The organism is Qipengyuania algicola, assembly GCF_042492175.1.
Lineage (GTDB): Bacteria > Pseudomonadota > Alphaproteobacteria > Sphingomonadales > Sphingomonadaceae > CAJXSN01.
Map to the genome: position 1 here is coordinate 977,694 of NZ_CP170453.1, position 16,997 is coordinate 994,690.

The 16,997-nt window shown below is 61.8% G+C and carries 17 protein-coding genes; 7 read left to right on the top strand and 10 right to left on the bottom strand.

Annotated features, from left to right (window positions below; genetic code table 11):
* Positions 1-7: 7 nt before the first annotated feature.
* From lptE to ACFCW2_RS04665, 3 genes are all read right to left on the bottom strand, one after another.
* A complete protein-coding gene (gene lptE, locus ACFCW2_RS04655) occupies positions 8-523 on the bottom strand; it encodes an LPS assembly lipoprotein LptE (protein WP_379548463.1) in 516 nt (171 codons plus the stop codon).
* Positions 523-3,057 carry a leucine--tRNA ligase gene (gene leuS / locus ACFCW2_RS04660; protein ID WP_379548464.1) on the bottom strand — a complete coding sequence of 845 codons (2,535 nt, stop codon included), beginning with the start codon at positions 3,055-3,057 and terminating at the stop codon, positions 523-525. The genes lptE and leuS overlap by 1 nt, the downstream gene beginning before the upstream one ends.
* A gap of 61 nt (positions 3,058-3,118) precedes the next feature.
* The gene (locus ACFCW2_RS04665) at positions 3,119-3,529 is read right to left on the bottom strand and encodes a DUF3576 domain-containing protein (RefSeq protein WP_379548925.1); all 411 of its coding nucleotides are present in this window, start codon (positions 3,527-3,529) and stop codon (positions 3,119-3,121) included.
* Between the two features lie 461 nt (positions 3,530-3,990).
* Here ACFCW2_RS04665 and ACFCW2_RS04670 point away from each other — a divergent pair, with 461 nt between their 5' ends.
* Both ACFCW2_RS04670 and phbB read left to right on the top strand, forming a co-directional pair.
* The gene (locus ACFCW2_RS04670) at positions 3,991-4,716 is read left to right on the top strand and encodes a hypothetical protein (protein WP_379548465.1); all 726 of its coding nucleotides are present in this window, start codon (positions 3,991-3,993) and stop codon (positions 4,714-4,716) included.
* A gap of 120 nt (positions 4,717-4,836) precedes the next feature.
* Positions 4,837-5,559, top strand: a complete 723-nt coding sequence (gene phbB / locus ACFCW2_RS04675) for an acetoacetyl-CoA reductase (RefSeq protein ID WP_379548466.1) — start codon at positions 4,837-4,839, stop codon at positions 5,557-5,559.
* A gap of 192 nt (positions 5,560-5,751) precedes the next feature.
* Here phbB and ACFCW2_RS04680 read toward each other — a convergent pair whose 3' ends face one another.
* Entirely contained in the window at positions 5,752-6,519 is a 768-nt protein-coding gene (locus ACFCW2_RS04680) for a DUF4019 domain-containing protein (RefSeq protein WP_379548467.1), read from the bottom strand.
* An 86-nt stretch (positions 6,520-6,605) separates the two neighbouring features.
* On the opposite strand from ACFCW2_RS04680, the gene ACFCW2_RS04685 reads away from it, so the two are divergent.
* The gene (locus ACFCW2_RS04685; RefSeq protein ID WP_379548468.1) at positions 6,606-6,860 is read left to right on the top strand and encodes a ribbon-helix-helix domain-containing protein; all 255 of its coding nucleotides are present in this window, start codon (positions 6,606-6,608) and stop codon (positions 6,858-6,860) included.
* Positions 6,861-6,862: 2 nt separating this feature from the next.
* Here the strand turns inward: ACFCW2_RS04685 and murA are convergent, their stop codons facing one another.
* Positions 6,863-8,146 (bottom strand): UDP-N-acetylglucosamine 1-carboxyvinyltransferase, encoded by a 1,284-nt coding sequence (murA, locus tag ACFCW2_RS04690; protein WP_379548469.1) that lies wholly within the window; start codon positions 8,144-8,146, stop codon positions 6,863-6,865.
* Between the two features lie 119 nt (positions 8,147-8,265).
* Here murA and galU point away from each other — a divergent pair, with 119 nt between their 5' ends.
* The 4 genes from galU (at position 8,266) to ACFCW2_RS04710 (ending at position 11,576) form a co-directional block, all read left to right on the top strand.
* Entirely contained in the window at positions 8,266-9,150 is an 885-nt protein-coding gene (galU, locus tag ACFCW2_RS04695; protein WP_379548470.1) for a UTP--glucose-1-phosphate uridylyltransferase GalU, read from the top strand.
* Positions 9,147-9,590, top strand: a complete 444-nt coding sequence (locus ACFCW2_RS04700) for an RHS repeat-associated core domain-containing protein (protein ID WP_379548471.1) — start codon at positions 9,147-9,149, stop codon at positions 9,588-9,590. The genes galU and ACFCW2_RS04700 overlap by 4 nt, the downstream gene beginning before the upstream one ends.
* A complete protein-coding gene (locus ACFCW2_RS04705) occupies positions 9,587-10,723 on the top strand; it encodes a J domain-containing protein (RefSeq protein WP_379548472.1) in 1,137 nt (378 codons plus the stop codon). Before ACFCW2_RS04700 ends, ACFCW2_RS04705 begins: the two co-directional genes overlap by 4 nt.
* A gap of 604 nt (positions 10,724-11,327) precedes the next feature.
* Complete coding sequence (locus ACFCW2_RS04710; protein ID WP_379548473.1) at positions 11,328-11,576, top strand: hypothetical protein; 249 nt, start codon at positions 11,328-11,330, stop codon at positions 11,574-11,576.
* Positions 11,577-11,650: 74 nt separating this feature from the next.
* On the opposite strand, the gene ACFCW2_RS04715 is transcribed toward ACFCW2_RS04710, so the two are convergent.
* The 5 genes from ACFCW2_RS04715 to ACFCW2_RS04735 all read right to left on the bottom strand — a co-directional run bounded on the left by ACFCW2_RS04715 (position 11,651) and on the right by ACFCW2_RS04735 (position 16,991).
* The gene (locus ACFCW2_RS04715; protein ID WP_379548474.1) at positions 11,651-12,388 is read right to left on the bottom strand and encodes an SDR family NAD(P)-dependent oxidoreductase; all 738 of its coding nucleotides are present in this window, start codon (positions 12,386-12,388) and stop codon (positions 11,651-11,653) included.
* Positions 12,385-13,677 carry a cytochrome P450 gene (locus tag ACFCW2_RS04720; RefSeq protein ID WP_379548475.1) on the bottom strand — a complete coding sequence of 431 codons (1,293 nt, stop codon included), beginning with the start codon at positions 13,675-13,677 and terminating at the stop codon, positions 12,385-12,387. The genes ACFCW2_RS04715 and ACFCW2_RS04720 overlap by 4 nt, the downstream gene beginning before the upstream one ends.
* The gene (locus ACFCW2_RS04725) at positions 13,677-15,212 is read right to left on the bottom strand and encodes an acyl-CoA synthetase (RefSeq protein WP_379548476.1); all 1,536 of its coding nucleotides are present in this window, start codon (positions 15,210-15,212) and stop codon (positions 13,677-13,679) included. The genes ACFCW2_RS04720 and ACFCW2_RS04725 overlap by 1 nt, the downstream gene beginning before the upstream one ends.
* A gap of 187 nt (positions 15,213-15,399) precedes the next feature.
* The gene (locus ACFCW2_RS04730; protein WP_379548477.1) at positions 15,400-16,083 is read right to left on the bottom strand and encodes a M23 family metallopeptidase; all 684 of its coding nucleotides are present in this window, start codon (positions 16,081-16,083) and stop codon (positions 15,400-15,402) included.
* A 116-nt stretch (positions 16,084-16,199) separates the two neighbouring features.
* The gene (locus ACFCW2_RS04735) at positions 16,200-16,991 is read right to left on the bottom strand and encodes a ferritin-like domain-containing protein (RefSeq protein WP_379548478.1); all 792 of its coding nucleotides are present in this window, start codon (positions 16,989-16,991) and stop codon (positions 16,200-16,202) included.
* Positions 16,992-16,997 lie beyond the last annotated feature (6 nt).

The following is a 16,997-nucleotide window of genomic DNA, read 5'->3' on the forward strand; positions in this document are numbered from 1 at the left end:
GCTGCGTTCACTGGCTCTCGCGGCCCAGCAAGGCGATACGGGTCACGACGCGGTCGGCAACTTCGCCCGCCAGCCGTTCCAGCGCGGTCTGTTCAGCGGCGATCACCGCATATTCGCTGGAGACGACATCGATCCCGACATCGGAACCCGCAGTCGCGTCGAGCACGATGGAATCGTCTGCAGTATCGATCAGCTGATAACGCGCGCGTAGAGTCCGGCGCTCCCGACCGATCGTGTCGTCATTGAGAAGGCCAAAGCCCTCGAGCTGGTCGTCCAGCCGCACTTCGAGGCGGTATCGGGCGCTGTCATCGTCCACGCCCCCGCCAGACTGACCCACGGAAAGCCGGTCGCGCAATTCGTTCGCCACCAGCCATCCGGCGCGTCCCTGTATCGGTGCGACCGAAACATTGGCCAGCGCCTGCCCGGCTGCCCCTGCGGCTCCGCCCGCATACATCGGTTGCAGCGCACATCCGGCCAGCGCCAGAGGGACAAAGCAAGCCGCAAGGAGAGCACGAAACCGCATCACGTGACGATATTGACCAATCTGTCCGGCACGACAATGACCTTTCGCACTTCGGCCCCGTCGATCGAGCGTTGAACCTTGTCGCTGGCCAGCGCGAGCGCTTCCATTTCGTCCTTCGGCAAGCCCTTTGCCACAGTCAGCGTATCGCGGAGTTTCCCCTTGTGCTGGATGGCGATGGTCACTTCGTCCTCGATCAGCATGGCCTCATCGACGGTGGGCCAAGGCGCTGACGATACCAGACCTTCCATGCCCATTTGCGCCCAGCCTTCTTCGGCCAGATGCGGCATCATCGGCGCGATCATAAGCAGCAGGGTGCGGATTGCTTCGCTGCGCGCGGCCGACGCATCGGCTTTCTCGATTGCGCTGGCGAGTTCGTAAAGTCGCGCCACAGCTTTGTTAAACGACAGCGCCTCGATATCATCAGCCACTGCGGCGACCGTCTGGTGCATTTTGCGGGCAAGCGGCTTGTCTTCGCCGCTCGCCGCTGCATCATACGCACCGAACAAACGCCAAGCCCGCTGGACGAAGCGCCAGCAGCCTTCGATCCCGCTTTCGGACCATGGCAGGTCGCGTTCCGGCGGGCTGTCCGACAGCATGAACCAGCGGACCGCATCCGCGCCATAATTAGCGATGATCGTATCCGGGTCGATCACATTGCGCTTCGACTTGGACATCTTGATCACTCGGCCGACAGTGACCGGGAAACCGTCGGACTTCAGCTTTGCGCCCTTGCCGTCACGCTCCACTTCGTCGGGCGAGAAATAGCTTTGACGGCCATCGTCCGGCGCGCGGCGGGAATAGGTTTCGTGCGTGACCATACCCTGCGTAAAAAGGCTGGCAAACGGCTCTTGGAAGTCGATCTGCCCGATATGGCTCAGCGCACGGGTCCAGAAGCGCGCATAGAGAAGGTGCAGGATCGCATGCTCGATCCCGCCAATATATTGTTCGACCGGCAGCCATTTGGCGACTTCCGCAGCGTCGAACGGCTTGTCCTCCGGCTGGCTAGCAAAGCGCAGGAAATACCAAGAGCTGTCGACGAACGTATCGAGCGTATCGGTCTCGCGTGTCGCTGCACCGCCGCATTTTGGGCAGGTCGTGTGCTTCCATTTCGCGTGGCGGACCAGTGGATTGCCCGGCGTCTGGAAATCGACATCTTCGGGCAAAGCAATCGGCAGGCTGTCTTTAGCCACCGGCACCACGCCGCAGGCATCGCAGTGCACGAATGGGATAGGCGTGCCCCAATACCGCTGGCGCGAGACGCCCCAGTCGCGCAGTCGCCAGACCGTTTTTCCTTCGCCCCATTTGCCTTTCTCGGCCCGGGTGATGACTTCGGCGATGGCGGTGTCCACATCCATCCCGTCGAGAAAGCCGGAATTGACAATCACCCCGTCACCCGGCTCGGCCTCGGTGGCGACAGGCTGGTCCGCATCCTCTTCACTGGCAGCAACCACGCGCGGGATCGGCAGTTTGTATTTGGTCGCGAACTCGAAGTCGCGCTGGTCGTGGCCGGGCACGCCCATCACCGCGCCAGTGCCATATTCCATCAATACGAAATTGGCGATGAAGACAGGCAGCTTTTCGCCGGTGAACGGATGCTCCGCCGTAATCCCCGTATCGAAGCCCAGTTTTTCCGCCGTTTCGAGGTCTGCAGCCGTAGTTCCACCCCGCTTGCAAAGAGCGATGAAATCGGCGGCTTCGGCGCTGCTTTCAGCGACCGCCTGCGCAACGGGATGATCGGCGGCAACCGCCACAAAACTCGCGCCAAAGATGGTGTCAGGCCGGGTGGAATAGACCTCGCACTTTCCGCCATCCGACAGATCGAAGGCGAATTGCAGCCCCTTCGATTTGCCGATCCAGTTCTCCTGCATCAGCCGGACCTTATCGGGCCAGCCGGAAAGATCACCCAGCCCATCCAGCAATTCATCGGCAAAGTCGGTGATCTTGAGGAACCACTGGCTCAGCTTGCGCTTTTCGACCTCAGCTCCGCTGCGCCAACCCTTGCCGTCGATAACCTGTTCGTTGGCCAACACGGTCTGATCGACCGGATCCCAGTTTACAGTCGCCTGCTTCCGGTAAACCAGCCCGGCTTCGTACAGATCGATAAACAGGGCCTGCTCGTGGCCGTAATAATCGGGTTCGCAGGTCGCCAATTCTCTTGACCAATCGAGCGCGAAGCCCAGCCGTTTCAGCTGCGCGCGCATATTGGCGATGTTGTCCCGCGTCCAACCGCCGGGATGAACGCCCTTCTCCATCGCGGCATTCTCGGCCGGCATCCCGAAAGCATCCCAGCCCATCGGGTGCAACACTTCGTGCCCCGTCATCCGCTTATACCGCGCGAGCACGTCGCCCATGGTATAATTGCGTACATGGCCGATATGGATGCGCCCGCTGGGATAGGGAAACATCTCCAGCACGAAGCTCTTCGGCTTGTTGCTTTCCGAATCCGCTTCGAAAATGCGGGCCTCGTCCCACGCAGCCTGCCAGCGCGCGTCTGCGCTGCCCGGATCGAAGCGGGAAGGAACGGCGTCAGTCATGAAATTGCTCCGGAAGGGGCGATGCTATGTGCAGGCACGACTTAAGGCAGGTGCCGTGCGATCAACCCACGGCCTGTCGACGCAGTTCGCGCGCCTTGGTCAAGATGATGTCTTCGAGTTTCTGCACGGTGGCGGCCTGGACCGGGGCATCGACCCATGTTCCGCCCTGCGCAACCTGACGGCTGGCAGCGACCCTCAGCGCATCGGCGCGCAGATCCTGATCGAGAATCGAAACGGTCAGCTTGACCCGCTCTCCGGGATTGGAGGGATTGGTATACCAGTCGGTCACCAGAACGCCGCCCGCGCTATCGGCCTGCAGCAGCGGCGCGAAGCTGACGGTTTCGAGACTGGCGCGCCAGAGATAGGAATTGACGCCAATCGTGCTGATCTGCGCCGCCGCCAGATCGGCAGCCGGACGGTCATCACCGCCGCCGCATGCAGAAAGACCCAAGGTCGCGGTGCCCAGAACCATCGCCCGCGCCAGGGTGCGAACGCGCGATTGACCGGCGGTGGGGGCGGCTGCTGTGTCAGTCATCATAGTGGTTCTCTCATACTTCGGCGCGAAAACGCGTGTCTTATGTGATGCGTCCTATAGCCTTGCGGGTGGCCTCGGCAAGCGCCGTGCACCAATTCCGGAGGGTCGCAGGCTGCTTTCTGCGTCCGGAGCGTTTATGGCGACTGAATGGCGTGGAACCACGCAACCACCGTATCCGGGAGCGCCGATTGTGTGCATCGGGACACAGTAGGAGGGCAAAGCGCTGTTCAGCTTGTGGAAAAACTGGCGCTTCTAAGGAATGCCCCATAGATTTCGACAGTGTCAGTGAGTCGCCCTTGCGGCTAGCCGACGAGAACAGAACATTTGCGTGCCCGCATGAGGCGGGGCGTACAGGGGACGAGAGCAAAGCAATGCGCAGCGCGATCAGACAGGCTTGGATGCGGGGCATTGCTCCGCTCGCCGTCGGCGCCGCGATTGTTGCTGTGCCCACCGCAGGTCTCGCGCTTGCCGGGGTCAGCTTTGCTCCCGACCAGCAAGCGCAGAGCGCCCTCCCGTTCACACCCGCCAGCGTCGATCCGGAATTGGCCGAGCGTGTGGCCAGCCGCTACGCCGCTGCGCGCAAGGCGATTCGCTTTACGCCCGCAGGTCGCGCCCAGCCGGCGGACCGAACGGTGACCGTGGCCGTCCGTGTCGGCGAGCAAGAGGCCCGCGCCATTTCGGTGCGGACAGCCGTTGCATCCGCGCAAGTGGAACCGGGTCGCCGCACCGTGCAAACCATCGCTCCTTCGCGCTTCGATCTGGGTATCTCGCGCGGGTATCAGAGCTTTGCCAAACCCGCTACGCAGCTTCCTTCAGGGATTGCGCGGGTTGAAATGCCCGATCTGGCCGAGTTCAAGCCGAAAGAAGGTACCGCTCCCGACAAGCCGAGCCGCTTTACGCCGCGCCTCACGCTGGATCAGAGCACACCCGCAGGCCGTTCGCCCCGCACTCTGGAGGCACAGGGTGAGCAATCGGTCGAGCTGGGCGGCAGCTTCCGCGTTTCGCGCAATATCGATCTGACCGCCGGTGTCCGTCTGTCGCAGGAGCGCGACCGTCTGGCGCCACTCACCGATGGTACGGAAGACGATCAGTCGGTCTATGTCGGAACCCAGCTGCGCTTCTGATCTTTTGCAGACCGGGTATTTGAATACGAATGACTGACCCCGCTCCGGCGGGGTTTTTCTTTGCCCGCAAACCCGCCTGACGCTACGTCAAGGGGACAAGCACAGGCAAGGAGCGGAGATATGGCACGTGTCGCAATCGTCACCGGAGGAACGCGGGGTATAGGCCGCGCGATCTGCGAGCATTTGAAAGAAGACGGCTTCACCGTGGTCGCCAATTATGGCGGCAATGACGAAGCGGCGCAGGCCTTCACCAAGGAAACGGGCATTGCGGCTTACAAATGGGATGTAGGCGACCATCACGCCACGCAGGCCGGCTGCGAGAAAGTGACCGAAGAGATCGGCCCGGTGGATGTTGTGGTCAACAATGCCGGGATTACCCGTGACGGTACGCTGATGCGTATGACCTATGAAGATTGGCACGATGTCATGCGGATCAATCTGGGGGGCTGCTTCAATATGGCAAAGGCCTGCTTCCCCGGAATGAAGGAACGCGGCTGGGGCCGGATCGTCAATATCGGATCGATAAACGGGCAGGCCGGGCAATATGGCCAGGTCAATTATGCCGCCGCCAAGTCCGGCATTCACGGTTTCACCAAGGCTTTGGCCCAGGAAGGCGCGCGTTTTGATATCACCGTAAACGCAATCGCACCGGGCTATATCGACACCGACATGGTCGCCGCCGTGCCTGAGAATGTGCTGGAGAAGATCGTTGCGAAAATCCCGGTGGGGCGACTGGGCCAACCCAGCGAGATTGCCCGCGGCGTGTCTTTCCTGTGCTCCGACGAAGCGGGTTTTGTGACCGGATCGACCATGAGCATCAATGGCGGTCAGCACATGTATTGAGGGATTATCGGTAGTGCAGAGATCTGCGCACAACCCGACCCCCTGGCTGCAGGGCTTCGGGCTCAACCACGCTGTCGAAGTAACAGGCGCCACCCGCACGCGATGAGGCGTAGCCGCGCTGTTCGACCCGGAAATCGTGATCAAGAGCGAGGCGCCCGCCGTCGCATGATTGTCCGGGGACAATCCGCTTGCTCAGGAAATGAAATATCCCACTGCACGCCACTCGCCATCTTCGCGCATCAACGTGACCGTCTCGATTGCGCCGTTGCGGTTTTCGAAATCGGTCTTGAAGCGCTGGAGAATGTACCCCATCGGCGGGGCATTCACATGGTCCTGCGAAAGCGGTGTGCGGGCCAGCACATCGCCGAGCGGCGGACGGACCTGCTCGGAAGCGGACGTCCATCCCGCCAGCGTATTGGGTTCACGAAACGCTTCGCCGGCAGCATCCCAGCTCGCCTGCCAGTCACCATCGTCGACCAGTGCCAGCCACGCCTGCGCTGCGCCCAGAACTTCGGCATCGGTCGTTGCGGTTTGCGCTGCTTCGCCGAACTGAACGGCTTCTTCACTAGGATGGGCCGCAAACGAAAGCGCGATGGCGGAAATAAGAGTGAGCATAATCAATCCTCCTGCAATGAGGGCAGCCCTGGGGGCCACCCACCGGCTCTGTGACAATGCACGTGCCGGATGGGAGGAAAGTGGAGCATCGGCGCTTGCGGATTCATCCCCCAATTGCTGGTACGCAGAATATTCGGGGCTGCCGCTTTCCTGCTCGAGCAGCATCCGCGCGGCTTCCTTGCTGCTGGTGACGCCCAGCTTGCGGCGCGCTGCGCGCAGCCGGTCATTGATCGTGTGCACAGACAGATCGAGTTCGCGCGCCATCGATTTGGCATCGTGTCCGCGCACGATAAGCCGCAGGGTTTCCTTCTCTTTTTCGCTCAGGAGGTCGGTCGGTTGCGGCATTATGGACGTAGCCTAGCTTCTACTGAACCGCCGCCCCACCCCAAAAAATTCGTGGCAGCACGCATGCGAGCGGCTACCACCGGACTATGAGCGTCCCCTATCATCCTCCGGTGAAACGGTCGGTCGAGATTGCCGGGCACAAGACGTCGATCAGTCTGGAGCCGGTTTTCTGGGACCTGCTGCGCGATGCCGCTGCGCGCGAAAATGTGCCGATCAACGCGATCGTCGCGCGGATCGATGCAGAGCGACTGGCGGCAGCCGAACCGACCGGCCTCGCAACCGCGGTCCGTACCTGGCTGGCCTATTCTCTGGGATCGACGCGCACGGACCCGGCCGACTGAGTCTATTCGTCGCCGACCCGCTCGATATCGGCACCTGCCAGCTGCAATTTCTCTTCGAGACGCTCGTACCCGCGATCGAGGTGGTAAATCCGCCGGACCTGCGTTTCACCCTCCGCCGCTAATGCCGCGATGATCAGGCTCATCGAAGCGCGCAGATCGGTCGCCATCACTTCGGCGCCCGTCAGATCGGCCGGGCCTTTGACAATCGCCGTGCGGCCCTCGGTTTCGATATTGGCTCCCATGCGCGCCAATTCGGGGACGTGCATATAGCGGTTCTCGAAGATCGTTTCCTTCAGCACCGACGTACCCTCAGCCTTACACAGCAGGCTCATCAACTGGGCCTGCATATCGGTGGCGAGGCCGGGGAAGGGCGCGGTGGAGAGGTTGGTAGCCTTCAGCTGACCATCGGCGCGCACGGTCATCCCGTGCTTGTCGCTTTCGATTTCCACCCCGATACTTTTCAGCGCGGCATTGGTTGAGTGCATGTCCGCCTCGCACGCCCCCTCCAGCCGCACTTCGCCGCCGGTGATGGCGGCTGCGCAGGCATAGGAGCCCGCCTCGATCCGGTCGGGCATCACCTTGTAGGTGGCTCCGTTCAATTTCTTCACACCGTGGATCGTCAGATCGGACGAACCAATGCCCTCGATCTCCGCGCCCATCGCCACGAGAAGATTGCACAGGTCGACAATTTCCGGCTCGCGCGCGGCATTGAACAGGCGGCTGGTGCCATTGGCCAGCACAGCCGTCATCAGTGCGTTCTCGGTTGCGCCGACCGACACCACAGGGAAATCAAAATCGCCCCCGGGCAGGCCGCCATCAGGCGCCATCGCCTTCACATAGCCCTGCGTCAGCTCGATGTTCGCGCCGAATGCTTCCAGCGCTTTCAAGTGCAGATCGATCGGGCGGTTGCCGATCGCGCAGCCGCCGGGCAGCGAAACCGTCGCCTCGCCAGCGCGCGCCAGTAATGGGCCGAGCACAAGGATCGACGCGCGCATTTTGCGGACCAGATCATAAGGGGCGACATTGGACGTCAGATGCGCGGCCTCGAACGTCACCACCCGGCCGAATTCTTCCGGACGTTTGCCCCGGATTCCGGTCGAGACGCCAAACTGCGTCATCAGATGCTGGAATCCGTCAATATCCGCCAGCCTCGGCAGATTGCGCAGGGTCAGCGGCTCTTCGGTCAGCAGGGCGCAGGGGATCAGCGTCAACGCCGCGTTTTTCGCCCCGGAAATGGGAATAGTGCCCGACAGGCGATTGCCGCCGCGAATGATCAGTTTGTCCATGGGAGGAGCCTCTAACCGGATTTACTCCCGCGGCAAAGCGTGCCCCGCCCTGCGTGTCATGATAATGCAGTCGTCAGCGTACAATTGTCTTCCCTGTCCCCCATGCTAGGCCGATTTCCATGACCACACACAAACCGATCAAGAAAGCCGTTTTCCCCGTTGCCGGTCTCGGCACGCGGTTCCTCCCCGCCACCAAGGCCATCCCGAAAGAGATGCTGCCCATCGTCGATCGCCCGCTGATCCAGTATGCGGTGGATGAAGCGCGCGAGGCGGGGATCGAGCAGATGATCTTCGTGACGGGCCGCGGGAAGACCGCCATCGTCGAACATTTCGATGTGGCTTACGAGCTGGAAGACACCATGTCCTCGCGCGGCAAGGATATGTCGGCGCTGGAGCCGACCGGCGCGACACCCGGCGATATTATCACCGTGCGCCAGCAGGTTCCGATGGGTCTGGGCCATGCAATCTGGTGCGCGCGGGCGATTGTGGGCGACGAACCCTTCGCCATCTTTCTTCCCGACGAATTGATGGTCGCGCATCAGGGCGGCACCGGCTGCATGAAGCAGATGGTCGAGGCCTATGAGGAAGTCGGCGGCAATCTGATCAGCGTGCTGGAAGTGCCGCAGGAGGAGGTTTCCAGCTACGGCGTAATTGCGCCGGGCGCGGAAAAGTCCGACACGCTGGTCGAGGTGACCGGTCTGGTCGAAAAACCCCCGGTTTCCGAGGCCCCGTCGAACAAGATCATCTCGGGCCGCTATATTCTCCAGCCCGAAGTGATGCGCACGCTGGAAACGCAAGGCAAAGGCGCCGGCGGCGAGATCCAGCTGACCGACGCGATGGCCCGAATGATCGGCGAGCAACCCTTCCACGCCAAAACCTTCGAAGGCCGCCGCTTCGACTGCGGCAGCAAGACGGGCTTCGTGGAAGCGACCCTCGCGCTGGCACTGGAGCGCGAGGATATGGGGGACGAGTTGCGCGAGATTATGACGCGGTTGCTGGGGTGAGGTCGCGCGCATCGCTCGCCAATGCGACCTTCTTCTATGCCGATACGCGTGGTTCGGGTGCCTATCGCTCCGACGACACGGGCACCGCCACCGCGATCAACACGTACGATCCCTATGGCGTGTCCGGCACCACAAACGCAGGCCGGTTCCAATACACCAGGCAGGCGTGGCTCGAAGAGGTCGGGCTCTATCACTACAAGGCACGATTCTACTCGCCGATCCTTGGGCGGTTCCTGCAGGTCGATCCCATCGGGTATGAGGATCAGGTGAACCTCTATGCGTATGTCGGGAATGTTCCGATAAATGCGATAGATCCTAGTGGGAAATGGATAGCGAGTAAGGCCCGTTCCGCACCTCCCGAAGGCGGATCGGGATGCGGTTGGTTGGCGACCTCTTCAATTGCCATGCTGATCGATCCGCTGCTAACCATCACCTCATGAAGCAATGCCGCAACCCCTTTGAAGTTCTCGGCATTACGCCCGACGCTCCGGATTACGTTGTTCAGGCGGCCTACCGCGCGTGTCTGAAGAAATTTCACCCGGACAAATACCATGGCAAGGACGCGGCCGAACGGACGAGCGAAATCGTCGAGGCTTATGAGGCGATCAAGAGCGGAATAGGAGAGCGGGCGAAAGATCAGCCGAATCAGGAAAAATCTTCAGGACCTCCATCTCCTCCTCCCCCTCCACCGGCACCGCCTCCTGAATCCGACAAGGGTGAAGACGAAGCGGAGGAGCCGCCGGAATGGAGAACTCCTCTCGTAACCTTGGGCATCATGATTTTCGGTGGGCTCGCGTTCATGATCGCCAACGATAAAACATCGCGCGATCGGGAATATGCTGGAATGGCAGTCGACGCCGCGATGATGGACGCCGAAGCGAACTTGGATGCGATGGCAGTCGGTGTCGATGATGTGCTCTTCGACGCGGAGCAGGCGGCGATCGATGCTGAGTTGGCGATGGCGGGTGCCTCCGCCCTAGACCCCGAAGTTTGGAACGTCGAAACTACAGCATACCTTCCAGCGGTCCCCGACGCCGTCGACTTCGCAAATATCGAAGAGGCGGTCGTAACCATGCAGCGGACGCTTCGCAGATCAGGGATCGCGGGTGCGCGAAAATACAGCGAGAACTGCCATGTGGCGGCCGCCGACGCGCAGGAATGGGGGAAGCTCGATTTCTGCGCGGCTTTCGACTACGCGGCGGCCGAGGCCGATCGCGGGGCAGCCCGCGCGGCCGGCCGATCACAAAGCAGTTATTTCGCCTTCCAAGTTGCCAACCAAGCCGATCACTACGGACGGCCGGGGCAGACCAATACTCGGCTACGCACGATCCGCAACACCACACAGGGCGTCCTGCGGGACCTGGGCGGTGGTGGCCGTGGTTCGGATGTGCAGCAGGTCGAGGATTTAAAATCCGCGATGGAGAGCCCACGGCAGCGCCCCGGGCCTGTTGCTCGCGAGAGCGTCACAGATGCGCCTTCCGCGCAGCGAACGCCCGCCGCCCAACCGACCCGTTCGGTTGAAACTAACGAGCCCTCGCCGAACACCGATGCGCAGTCCGCCACGCCCGATTGAGCGAATAACCCCTCGATTGACCGGACGTGCTATCGAATTTGACGGTCGTTACTGGTCGGGTCCTGACAACGGACTGGAGTTCCGGGGACAGTATGCATAATTGGCAAATTGTACCCGTGCGGTTAGTTCGCGAATATGCCCCGGCTCTCTCGCATCGTCATTCCGGACGTAGCGCATCACGTCACCCAGCGCGGCAACCGCCGCTTGCCCGTGTTCTTTTCCGACAATGACCGTGCGGAATACCTATCGCTCGTCGCGTACGCCGCCAAAGCCAGCGGCACGCGTTGTGTCGCCTGGTGCCTGAGGACAATCAAGTCCATCTAGTCCTCGTCCCCAAAGATACGGACGGCCTGCGTGCAATGCTTGGTGAGTCGCATAGGCGGTACACGCGAATGATCAATTTCCGCGAAGGGTGGCGCGGTCATCTGTTTCAGGGTCGCTTCGCCAGCTATCCGATGGACGATGCCCATTTGATGGCGGCTGTGCGCTATGCCTAGAATAATGCTCTCCTGAGCTTGTCGAAGGGCCGGTCGCTGCGAAAATCGTTGAACGAGCCGAACGATGGAAATAGTCGAGCGCGCAGAGCCATATTCTTGGCAGCCGGTTGCTGCATGATACGCTAACCGATGTCGAGACTCTGGCGGATGCGGTCTCGAACTGGAGGTCCATGTTGCGGCATGGGCTGGAAGCCGGAGGCACAGCCGCTGAGGGTGAAAACGTGGCCGAAGCGATCGAGGCGCGGCTGCGCACTGGCCGCCCGCTTGCAGCAGACGAATGGATCAGGCAACAGGAAGACGTGACTGGACGCACCTTTCGTCCGCGCAAACCGGGGCCCAAGCCGAAGGCAGCCTGATGGGCGGACGTTCTCAATCCCGCCTTAGCGAGGCTCCGGCATACGGATCATACTCGGCAGGCGGTAGATCGCGTTCACCCCAAAGTCAGCCCGCCATCCACCACCAGCGTCTGGCCAAGCACGTAGCTCGACATAGGCGATGCCAGAAACAGCGCTGCTCCCGCCATTTCGCTTGGCTCGCCCATGCGGCCCAGCGGGATTTTTGCGAGGGCCCCTTCTAGGCGTTTGGGGTGGTCGGTGGTCACTTTCGTCATTTTGGTGGCGACAAAGCCGGGGGCGATGCCGTTGACGCGGATGCCTTCGCCCGCCCACGCTGCCGCGAGATTTTTGACCAGCGCCACAGCGGCGGCCTTTGATGCGCCGTAAGCGGGATTGCCGATGGTGGCATGGAAGGCTGCGGTGGAGCTGACTACGATCAGCGCGCCGCCCGCCTGCGCCAGTGCAGCGCGTGTGTGGCGGGCGCAGTCCATGACCGAGGTCATGTTGGTGGCGACCACCCGGTCCCACCCCTCGCGCTCGAATTCAGCCCGGCGGTATTCGACTGCGCCTTGGCAGCACACAACGATATCGAGAGCATCGGGCACTGGCGTCGCTTCTATCTGGTCGACGTCGGTCGCATCGACTTGCGCGTAGCTGAGGCCCGACAGATCGCTGCCGTTTTCGCCTGCATAATCCGCCGCACTGGGGCGGGTGCCCCAAACGGTCACCTCCGCGCCACGGTCCAAGAATGCGCGCGCAATACCGTTGCCGATACCGCTCGATCCGCCGATGATCAGAGCGCGCTTGCCAGTGAAGTCGAGTGGATCGGTCATGATGTAGTGAACCTTATCGGCAGCGTCTTCAGGCCGCTCACAAAAGTCGAGCTGGAGCGTTTCGCCTCGCCCACCAGTTCCAGCGTGTCAATCCGGTCGAGCAGAGCCTCGAACAGGATGCGCATTTCCAGCCGCGCCAGATGCAGGCCGAGGCACTGGTGCGCGCCCGCGCCGAACGCCAGATGGCGATTGGGGCTGCGCGCCGCGTCGAACCGGCGCGGATCGTCGAATTGCGCGGGATCGTGGTTGGCGGCGACGTAATTCATCATCAGCCAGTCGCCCTTGGCAATTTCCTGGCCGCCCAGCTCGGTGTCCTCTGCCGCCGTGCGCATGAAATGCTGCACCGGCGTGGTCCAGCGGATCGCCTCTTCGACGATACCCGGCAGCAGGCTGCGATCAGCCTTGACCCTCGCGAACTGCTCCGGGTCCTGCGCCAGCGCCAGCATCGCGCCCGCCGTGCTGGCGCTGGTGGTGTCATGCCCTGCGGTCGCCACGATGATGTAATAGCCCGCCATATCGCGCGGGGGCAGCGGTTTGCCATCGACGGTGGCATTGGCAATGACGCTGGCGACGTCATCTGTGGGGTTTTCGCGCCGCGCCCGGGTGATTGTCTCGAAATAGTCCTCGAAATTCTGGACTGCTCCAGCGACCAACTGGACGACCTGTTCAGGAGTCATGTTCTCCATGCCGCTGCCCGATAGATCGGCATCCTGCCCGCCGAACATCTGCTGGGTCAGCATCAGCATGCGCTGCTCGTCTTCCTCCGGTACGCCAAGGATCTGCATTACGACATGCAGTGGATAGGGCGCGGCGACCAGTTCTACGAAGTCCGCCTCGCCGCCCGATGCCTCCAAACGTTCTACTGTCCGGTGAGCCAGCTCGCGGATCTCCCCTTCGATCTTCGCAAGGTTGCGCGGCATAAACCAGTCCTGCGTCAGCTTGCGATATTTCGGGTGTACCGGTGCGTCGAACACCACCAGCGAGTCGACAAGTATGTCGCTGCCCGTAGCCTTGCGACTGAATTCGATGGCGCTGTTCAGGCTGAACACCACGGGGCGCGGATTGTTGAGGAACAGCGCATTGTCCTTCGACATGCGCATCACGTCGTCATAGCGCGTCACCAGCCAGAACGGTTCGAACACGCCCGGCGTATCGGGCTCGACCCGGGCCACCGGGCTTTTGCTGCGCACCCGGTCGAGAAGGTCGAGCAACGGGTCCCACGCGGCATAGCTCTGCGGATTGATGACCGCGCGGGCGGTTTCTTGGTCGAGCGTCACCGGCAAGGCCATCAGGAGGCCTGCGCTTTGGCTTCGAATTCATCCCGCAGCTCGCGCTTGTAGAGCTTGCCATTGGCCTCGCGAGGCAATTCGGGTCGGAAATCGAACAGCTTCGGCATCTTGATGCGGGCGATTTGCGGCTCGAGATATTCGCGCAGTTCCGCCTCCAGCGCTCCAGTATCGGCGGCGGAATCGGCCGGCTGAACGACCGCGACCACCTTCTCGCCCATATCTTCGCATGGCGCGCCAATCACGCCGGCATCCATCACTTTTTCGTGCGCGATCAGCAAGTTCTCGATTTCTTGCGGGTAGATATTCACCCCGCCGGAGATGATCATGTGGCTCTTGCGGTCGGTCAGGAACAGCCAGCCGCCTTGGTTGACATGGCCGATATCGCCCAGCGTCATCCAGCCTTCAGGGTGCATCGCCTCGGCGGTCTTCTCCGCATCGTTGTGGTAGGTCGGGATCTTGTCGTTTTCGAAATAGAGCACCCCGTCATGCCCCGCCGGCAGTTCCTCACCGTCCGGCCCGCACACATGCAGGATACCGTGCAGCGCGCGCCCGACCGTGCCGGGGTTCTCCAGCCAGTCTTCGCTCTTCACCATGGTCATGCCGATGCCTTCCGACCCGGCGTAATACTCGACCAGAATAGGGCCCCACCAGTCGATCATCGCCTGCTTGATCGGGATCGGCACAGGTGCGGCGGCGTGGACCGCGCGTTGGTGGGTCGACAAGTCGTAACGCTCGCGCTCTTCCTCTTCGAGGCGCAGGAAGCGCACGAAATGCGTCGGGACCCACTGGCTGTCGGTGACCTTGTATTTCTCGATCGAGGCGAGCGCCAATTCGGGGTCGAACTTCTCCATTACGACGATGGTTGCGCCCAGCCGGTGCGCTGTGCTGCACCATGCCATCGGGGCCGCGTGATAAAGCGGCGCCGGGCTGAGATAGACCATGCTGCCATCGGCGGGCATTCCGACACCCATCGTGGCGAGGCCGACGAGCGGATTGATCGCCTTCACATCGGGATCGTCAGGGGGAGCGGGCATAATACCCTTGGGCCTACCGGTGGTGCCCGAGCTGTACAGCATAACGAGCCCGGCGGCCTGATCGTTGATCGGAGTTGAGGGTTGCTGCGCCAGAGCCGCCTCGAGGTCTTCGTTGTCTCCACTGCCCAGCACCAGAACTTCGCAGTCAGCACAGTCGGCGCGCAGTGCGGGAAGCCGGTCGGCAAAGGCGGGCGAGGTGAGCAGCAATTGCGCGCCAGCGTCCTGCATGATGTAGGAAATCTCGGGCGCGGCGAGGCGGGTGGAGATTGGCACCAGCATCGTGCCGGCGCGCTGCGATCCCCAGACAAGCTGCAGATAGAGCGCGTTGTTCTCCATCAGAAGCGCGAAACTATCGCCCTCCTTCAGCCCTCTGGACCGCAGCAAATGGGCAAAGCGATTGGCCATCGCATCCATCTCGCCATAGGTCACCGTTTCCCCGCTTCCCGCCATGATGATTGCGGGATGGTCAGGCTTGGTCTGCGCGTGGGTAATGGGGTGCATGATGTCTCTCTCCTGCCATCAGGTTTTAAGCGGCAACCGTTTGCGGGCAAGCGAAAACGGGCGAGACCCTGCCAAACTGATTGAGAGCGATGACCATTTCATCAGCCAAAGAAAAAGGCGGCAGGATTACCCCGCCGCCTCTTCTGTTCCGCGTCCAAGCGGTAACCGATAATCTGAAATCGGGCGCTTAGTCGCCGCCGCGGCCGCCCTGTCCCGTGGCCAGCTGGAAGGCTTGCTGCGCCTGGCTTTCGACCATGTAGGGCATCGGGTTCACAGCCTTGCCATCGATTCGCACTTCATAGTGCAGATGCGGTCCAGTGGAGCGGCCGGTTGAACCAACATGGCCGATCAGCTGGCCCTTCTTCACCCGATCACCCGCCGAAACGAAAATTTTCGAAAGGTGCGCGAACCGGGTTTCCATCGACGCGCCGTGATCGATTTTGATGAATTTGCCATAGCTGGAGAACCAGTTGGCGCGCTCTACCGTACCATCGGCGGTGGCATAAACGGGTGTGCCCGTCGGTGCAGCCAGATCAATGCCCTTGTGAGCGCGGCGTCCGCCGGTCACCGGATGAGTGCGCATGCCATAACCGCTGGTCAGGCGCGCGTCGTCCAGCGGCATCCGCGAGGGAACCGAAACGGTGGTGGTAGGTGCCGGAGCGGTTGGCGAACCGCTATCGAGCGATTTCCAGTCCGCGAACAAGCGGCTGAACTGGTCATCGCCCGCACCCAGCGGAGAGGACGCCTCGTCCACGGCTTCGGTAATTTCGACGGCGGCTGCGGCAGAAGCGCTGGTTGCATTTGCGGGGGCGGACATGCCCATCGCTGCAAACGCGGAAATAACTGCAAAAGCGATCTTGCGATCAATCATAGAGCGACCCGTTCCATTGTGCCCCGTGCCAGCTGTTTCCGCTGTCTTTCGGAGGCCAAACCCAAGCCGGGAACCAATCCCGGCGTCCATGGTTAGTGTGGTTGCGGGCAGAATGTTTACGAAGCAATACCGCAATAGAAGTCGCGCGACAGACCGGCTGCAAACCGCGCCGAGTCGTTGAACGGTGGCTGAATTCGTCCTGTAAAATGTTGGTTCACGAGCGTGTGCCACAGCTCGACCGGCGGAATTCTGCGGACTTTAGCCTGTATCAGAAAGTGCTTTGTCCCGAATCGGACATGGGTAATTTCGTCGTCAAGAATGCGGGCGAGAATTTTCGCGCCGTTCTCGTCTCCGGCGGCACGGACCCGTTCCAGCATCGCCGGGGTAACATCCAGACCGCGCGCCTCCAGCACCATCGGCACCACCGCCAGCCGGGCTGCCACATCATGGGCCGTATCCTGCGCAGCCTGCCACAGCCCATCGTGAACCGGCAAAGCGCCGTAATGGCTACCAAGGCTGCGCAGCTTGCGCTCGATCAGGCCGAAATGCATCGCTTCTTCTGCAGCCACCTGCAGAAAATCGTCGGCGAACTCCTGCCCGCCCTGCGCCCCGAACCGGCCAACCATATCAAGTGCCAGATCGATGGCGACGAATTCGATATGGGCGAGCGCGTGCCACAGGGCGATGCGGCTTTTCTCCGATCCGCCCTTGCCCCGGCGCGGCATTTGCGACGGCGGCAACAGTTCGAGTGTTTCAGGCCAGGCTGGCCGATCAGGCATATACGTGTCGAAAACAGGCGCCAGCTCCCCGCGACGCCATTCCCGCACCAAAGCGCGGGTGGCAAAGCACTTCGCACGCGGATCAGGCGTCAGCAGCGCATCGCGGATGGCGTGGGACAATGACTGCATAGGGAG

Excerpts from the sequence above, each read along its gene's own strand:
- lptE (WP_379548463.1), bottom strand. The coding sequence starts at position 523 with ATGCGGTTTCGTGCTCTCCTTGCGGCTTGCTTTGTCCCTCTGGCGCTG.
- leuS (WP_379548464.1), bottom strand. The coding sequence starts at position 3,057 with ATGACTGACGCCGTTCCTTCCCGCTTCGATCCGGGCAGCGCAGACGCG.
- ACFCW2_RS04665 (WP_379548925.1), bottom strand. The coding sequence starts at position 3,529 with ATGGTTCTGGGCACCGCGACCTTGGGTCTTTCTGCATGCGGCGGCGGT.
- ACFCW2_RS04670 (WP_379548465.1), top strand. The coding sequence starts at position 3,991 with ATGCGGGGCATTGCTCCGCTCGCCGTCGGCGCCGCGATTGTTGCTGTG.
- phbB (WP_379548466.1), top strand. The coding sequence starts at position 4,837 with ATGGCACGTGTCGCAATCGTCACCGGAGGAACGCGGGGTATAGGCCGC.
- ACFCW2_RS04680 (WP_379548467.1), bottom strand. The coding sequence starts at position 6,519 with ATGCCGCAACCGACCGACCTCCTGAGCGAAAAAGAGAAGGAAACCCTG.
- ACFCW2_RS04685 (WP_379548468.1), top strand. The coding sequence starts at position 6,606 with ATGAGCGTCCCCTATCATCCTCCGGTGAAACGGTCGGTCGAGATTGCC.
- murA (WP_379548469.1), bottom strand. The coding sequence starts at position 8,146 with ATGGACAAACTGATCATTCGCGGCGGCAATCGCCTGTCGGGCACTATT.
- galU (WP_379548470.1), top strand. The coding sequence starts at position 8,266 with ATGACCACACACAAACCGATCAAGAAAGCCGTTTTCCCCGTTGCCGGT.
- ACFCW2_RS04705 (WP_379548472.1), top strand. The coding sequence starts at position 9,587 with ATGAAGCAATGCCGCAACCCCTTTGAAGTTCTCGGCATTACGCCCGAC.
- ACFCW2_RS04715 (WP_379548474.1), bottom strand. The coding sequence starts at position 12,388 with ATGACCGATCCACTCGACTTCACTGGCAAGCGCGCTCTGATCATCGGC.
- ACFCW2_RS04720 (WP_379548475.1), bottom strand. The coding sequence starts at position 13,677 with ATGGCCTTGCCGGTGACGCTCGACCAAGAAACCGCCCGCGCGGTCATC.
- ACFCW2_RS04725 (WP_379548476.1), bottom strand. The coding sequence starts at position 15,212 with ATGCACCCCATTACCCACGCGCAGACCAAGCCTGACCATCCCGCAATC.
- ACFCW2_RS04730 (WP_379548477.1), bottom strand. The coding sequence starts at position 16,083 with ATGATTGATCGCAAGATCGCTTTTGCAGTTATTTCCGCGTTTGCAGCG.
- ACFCW2_RS04735 (WP_379548478.1), bottom strand. The coding sequence starts at position 16,991 with ATGCAGTCATTGTCCCACGCCATCCGCGATGCGCTGCTGACGCCTGAT.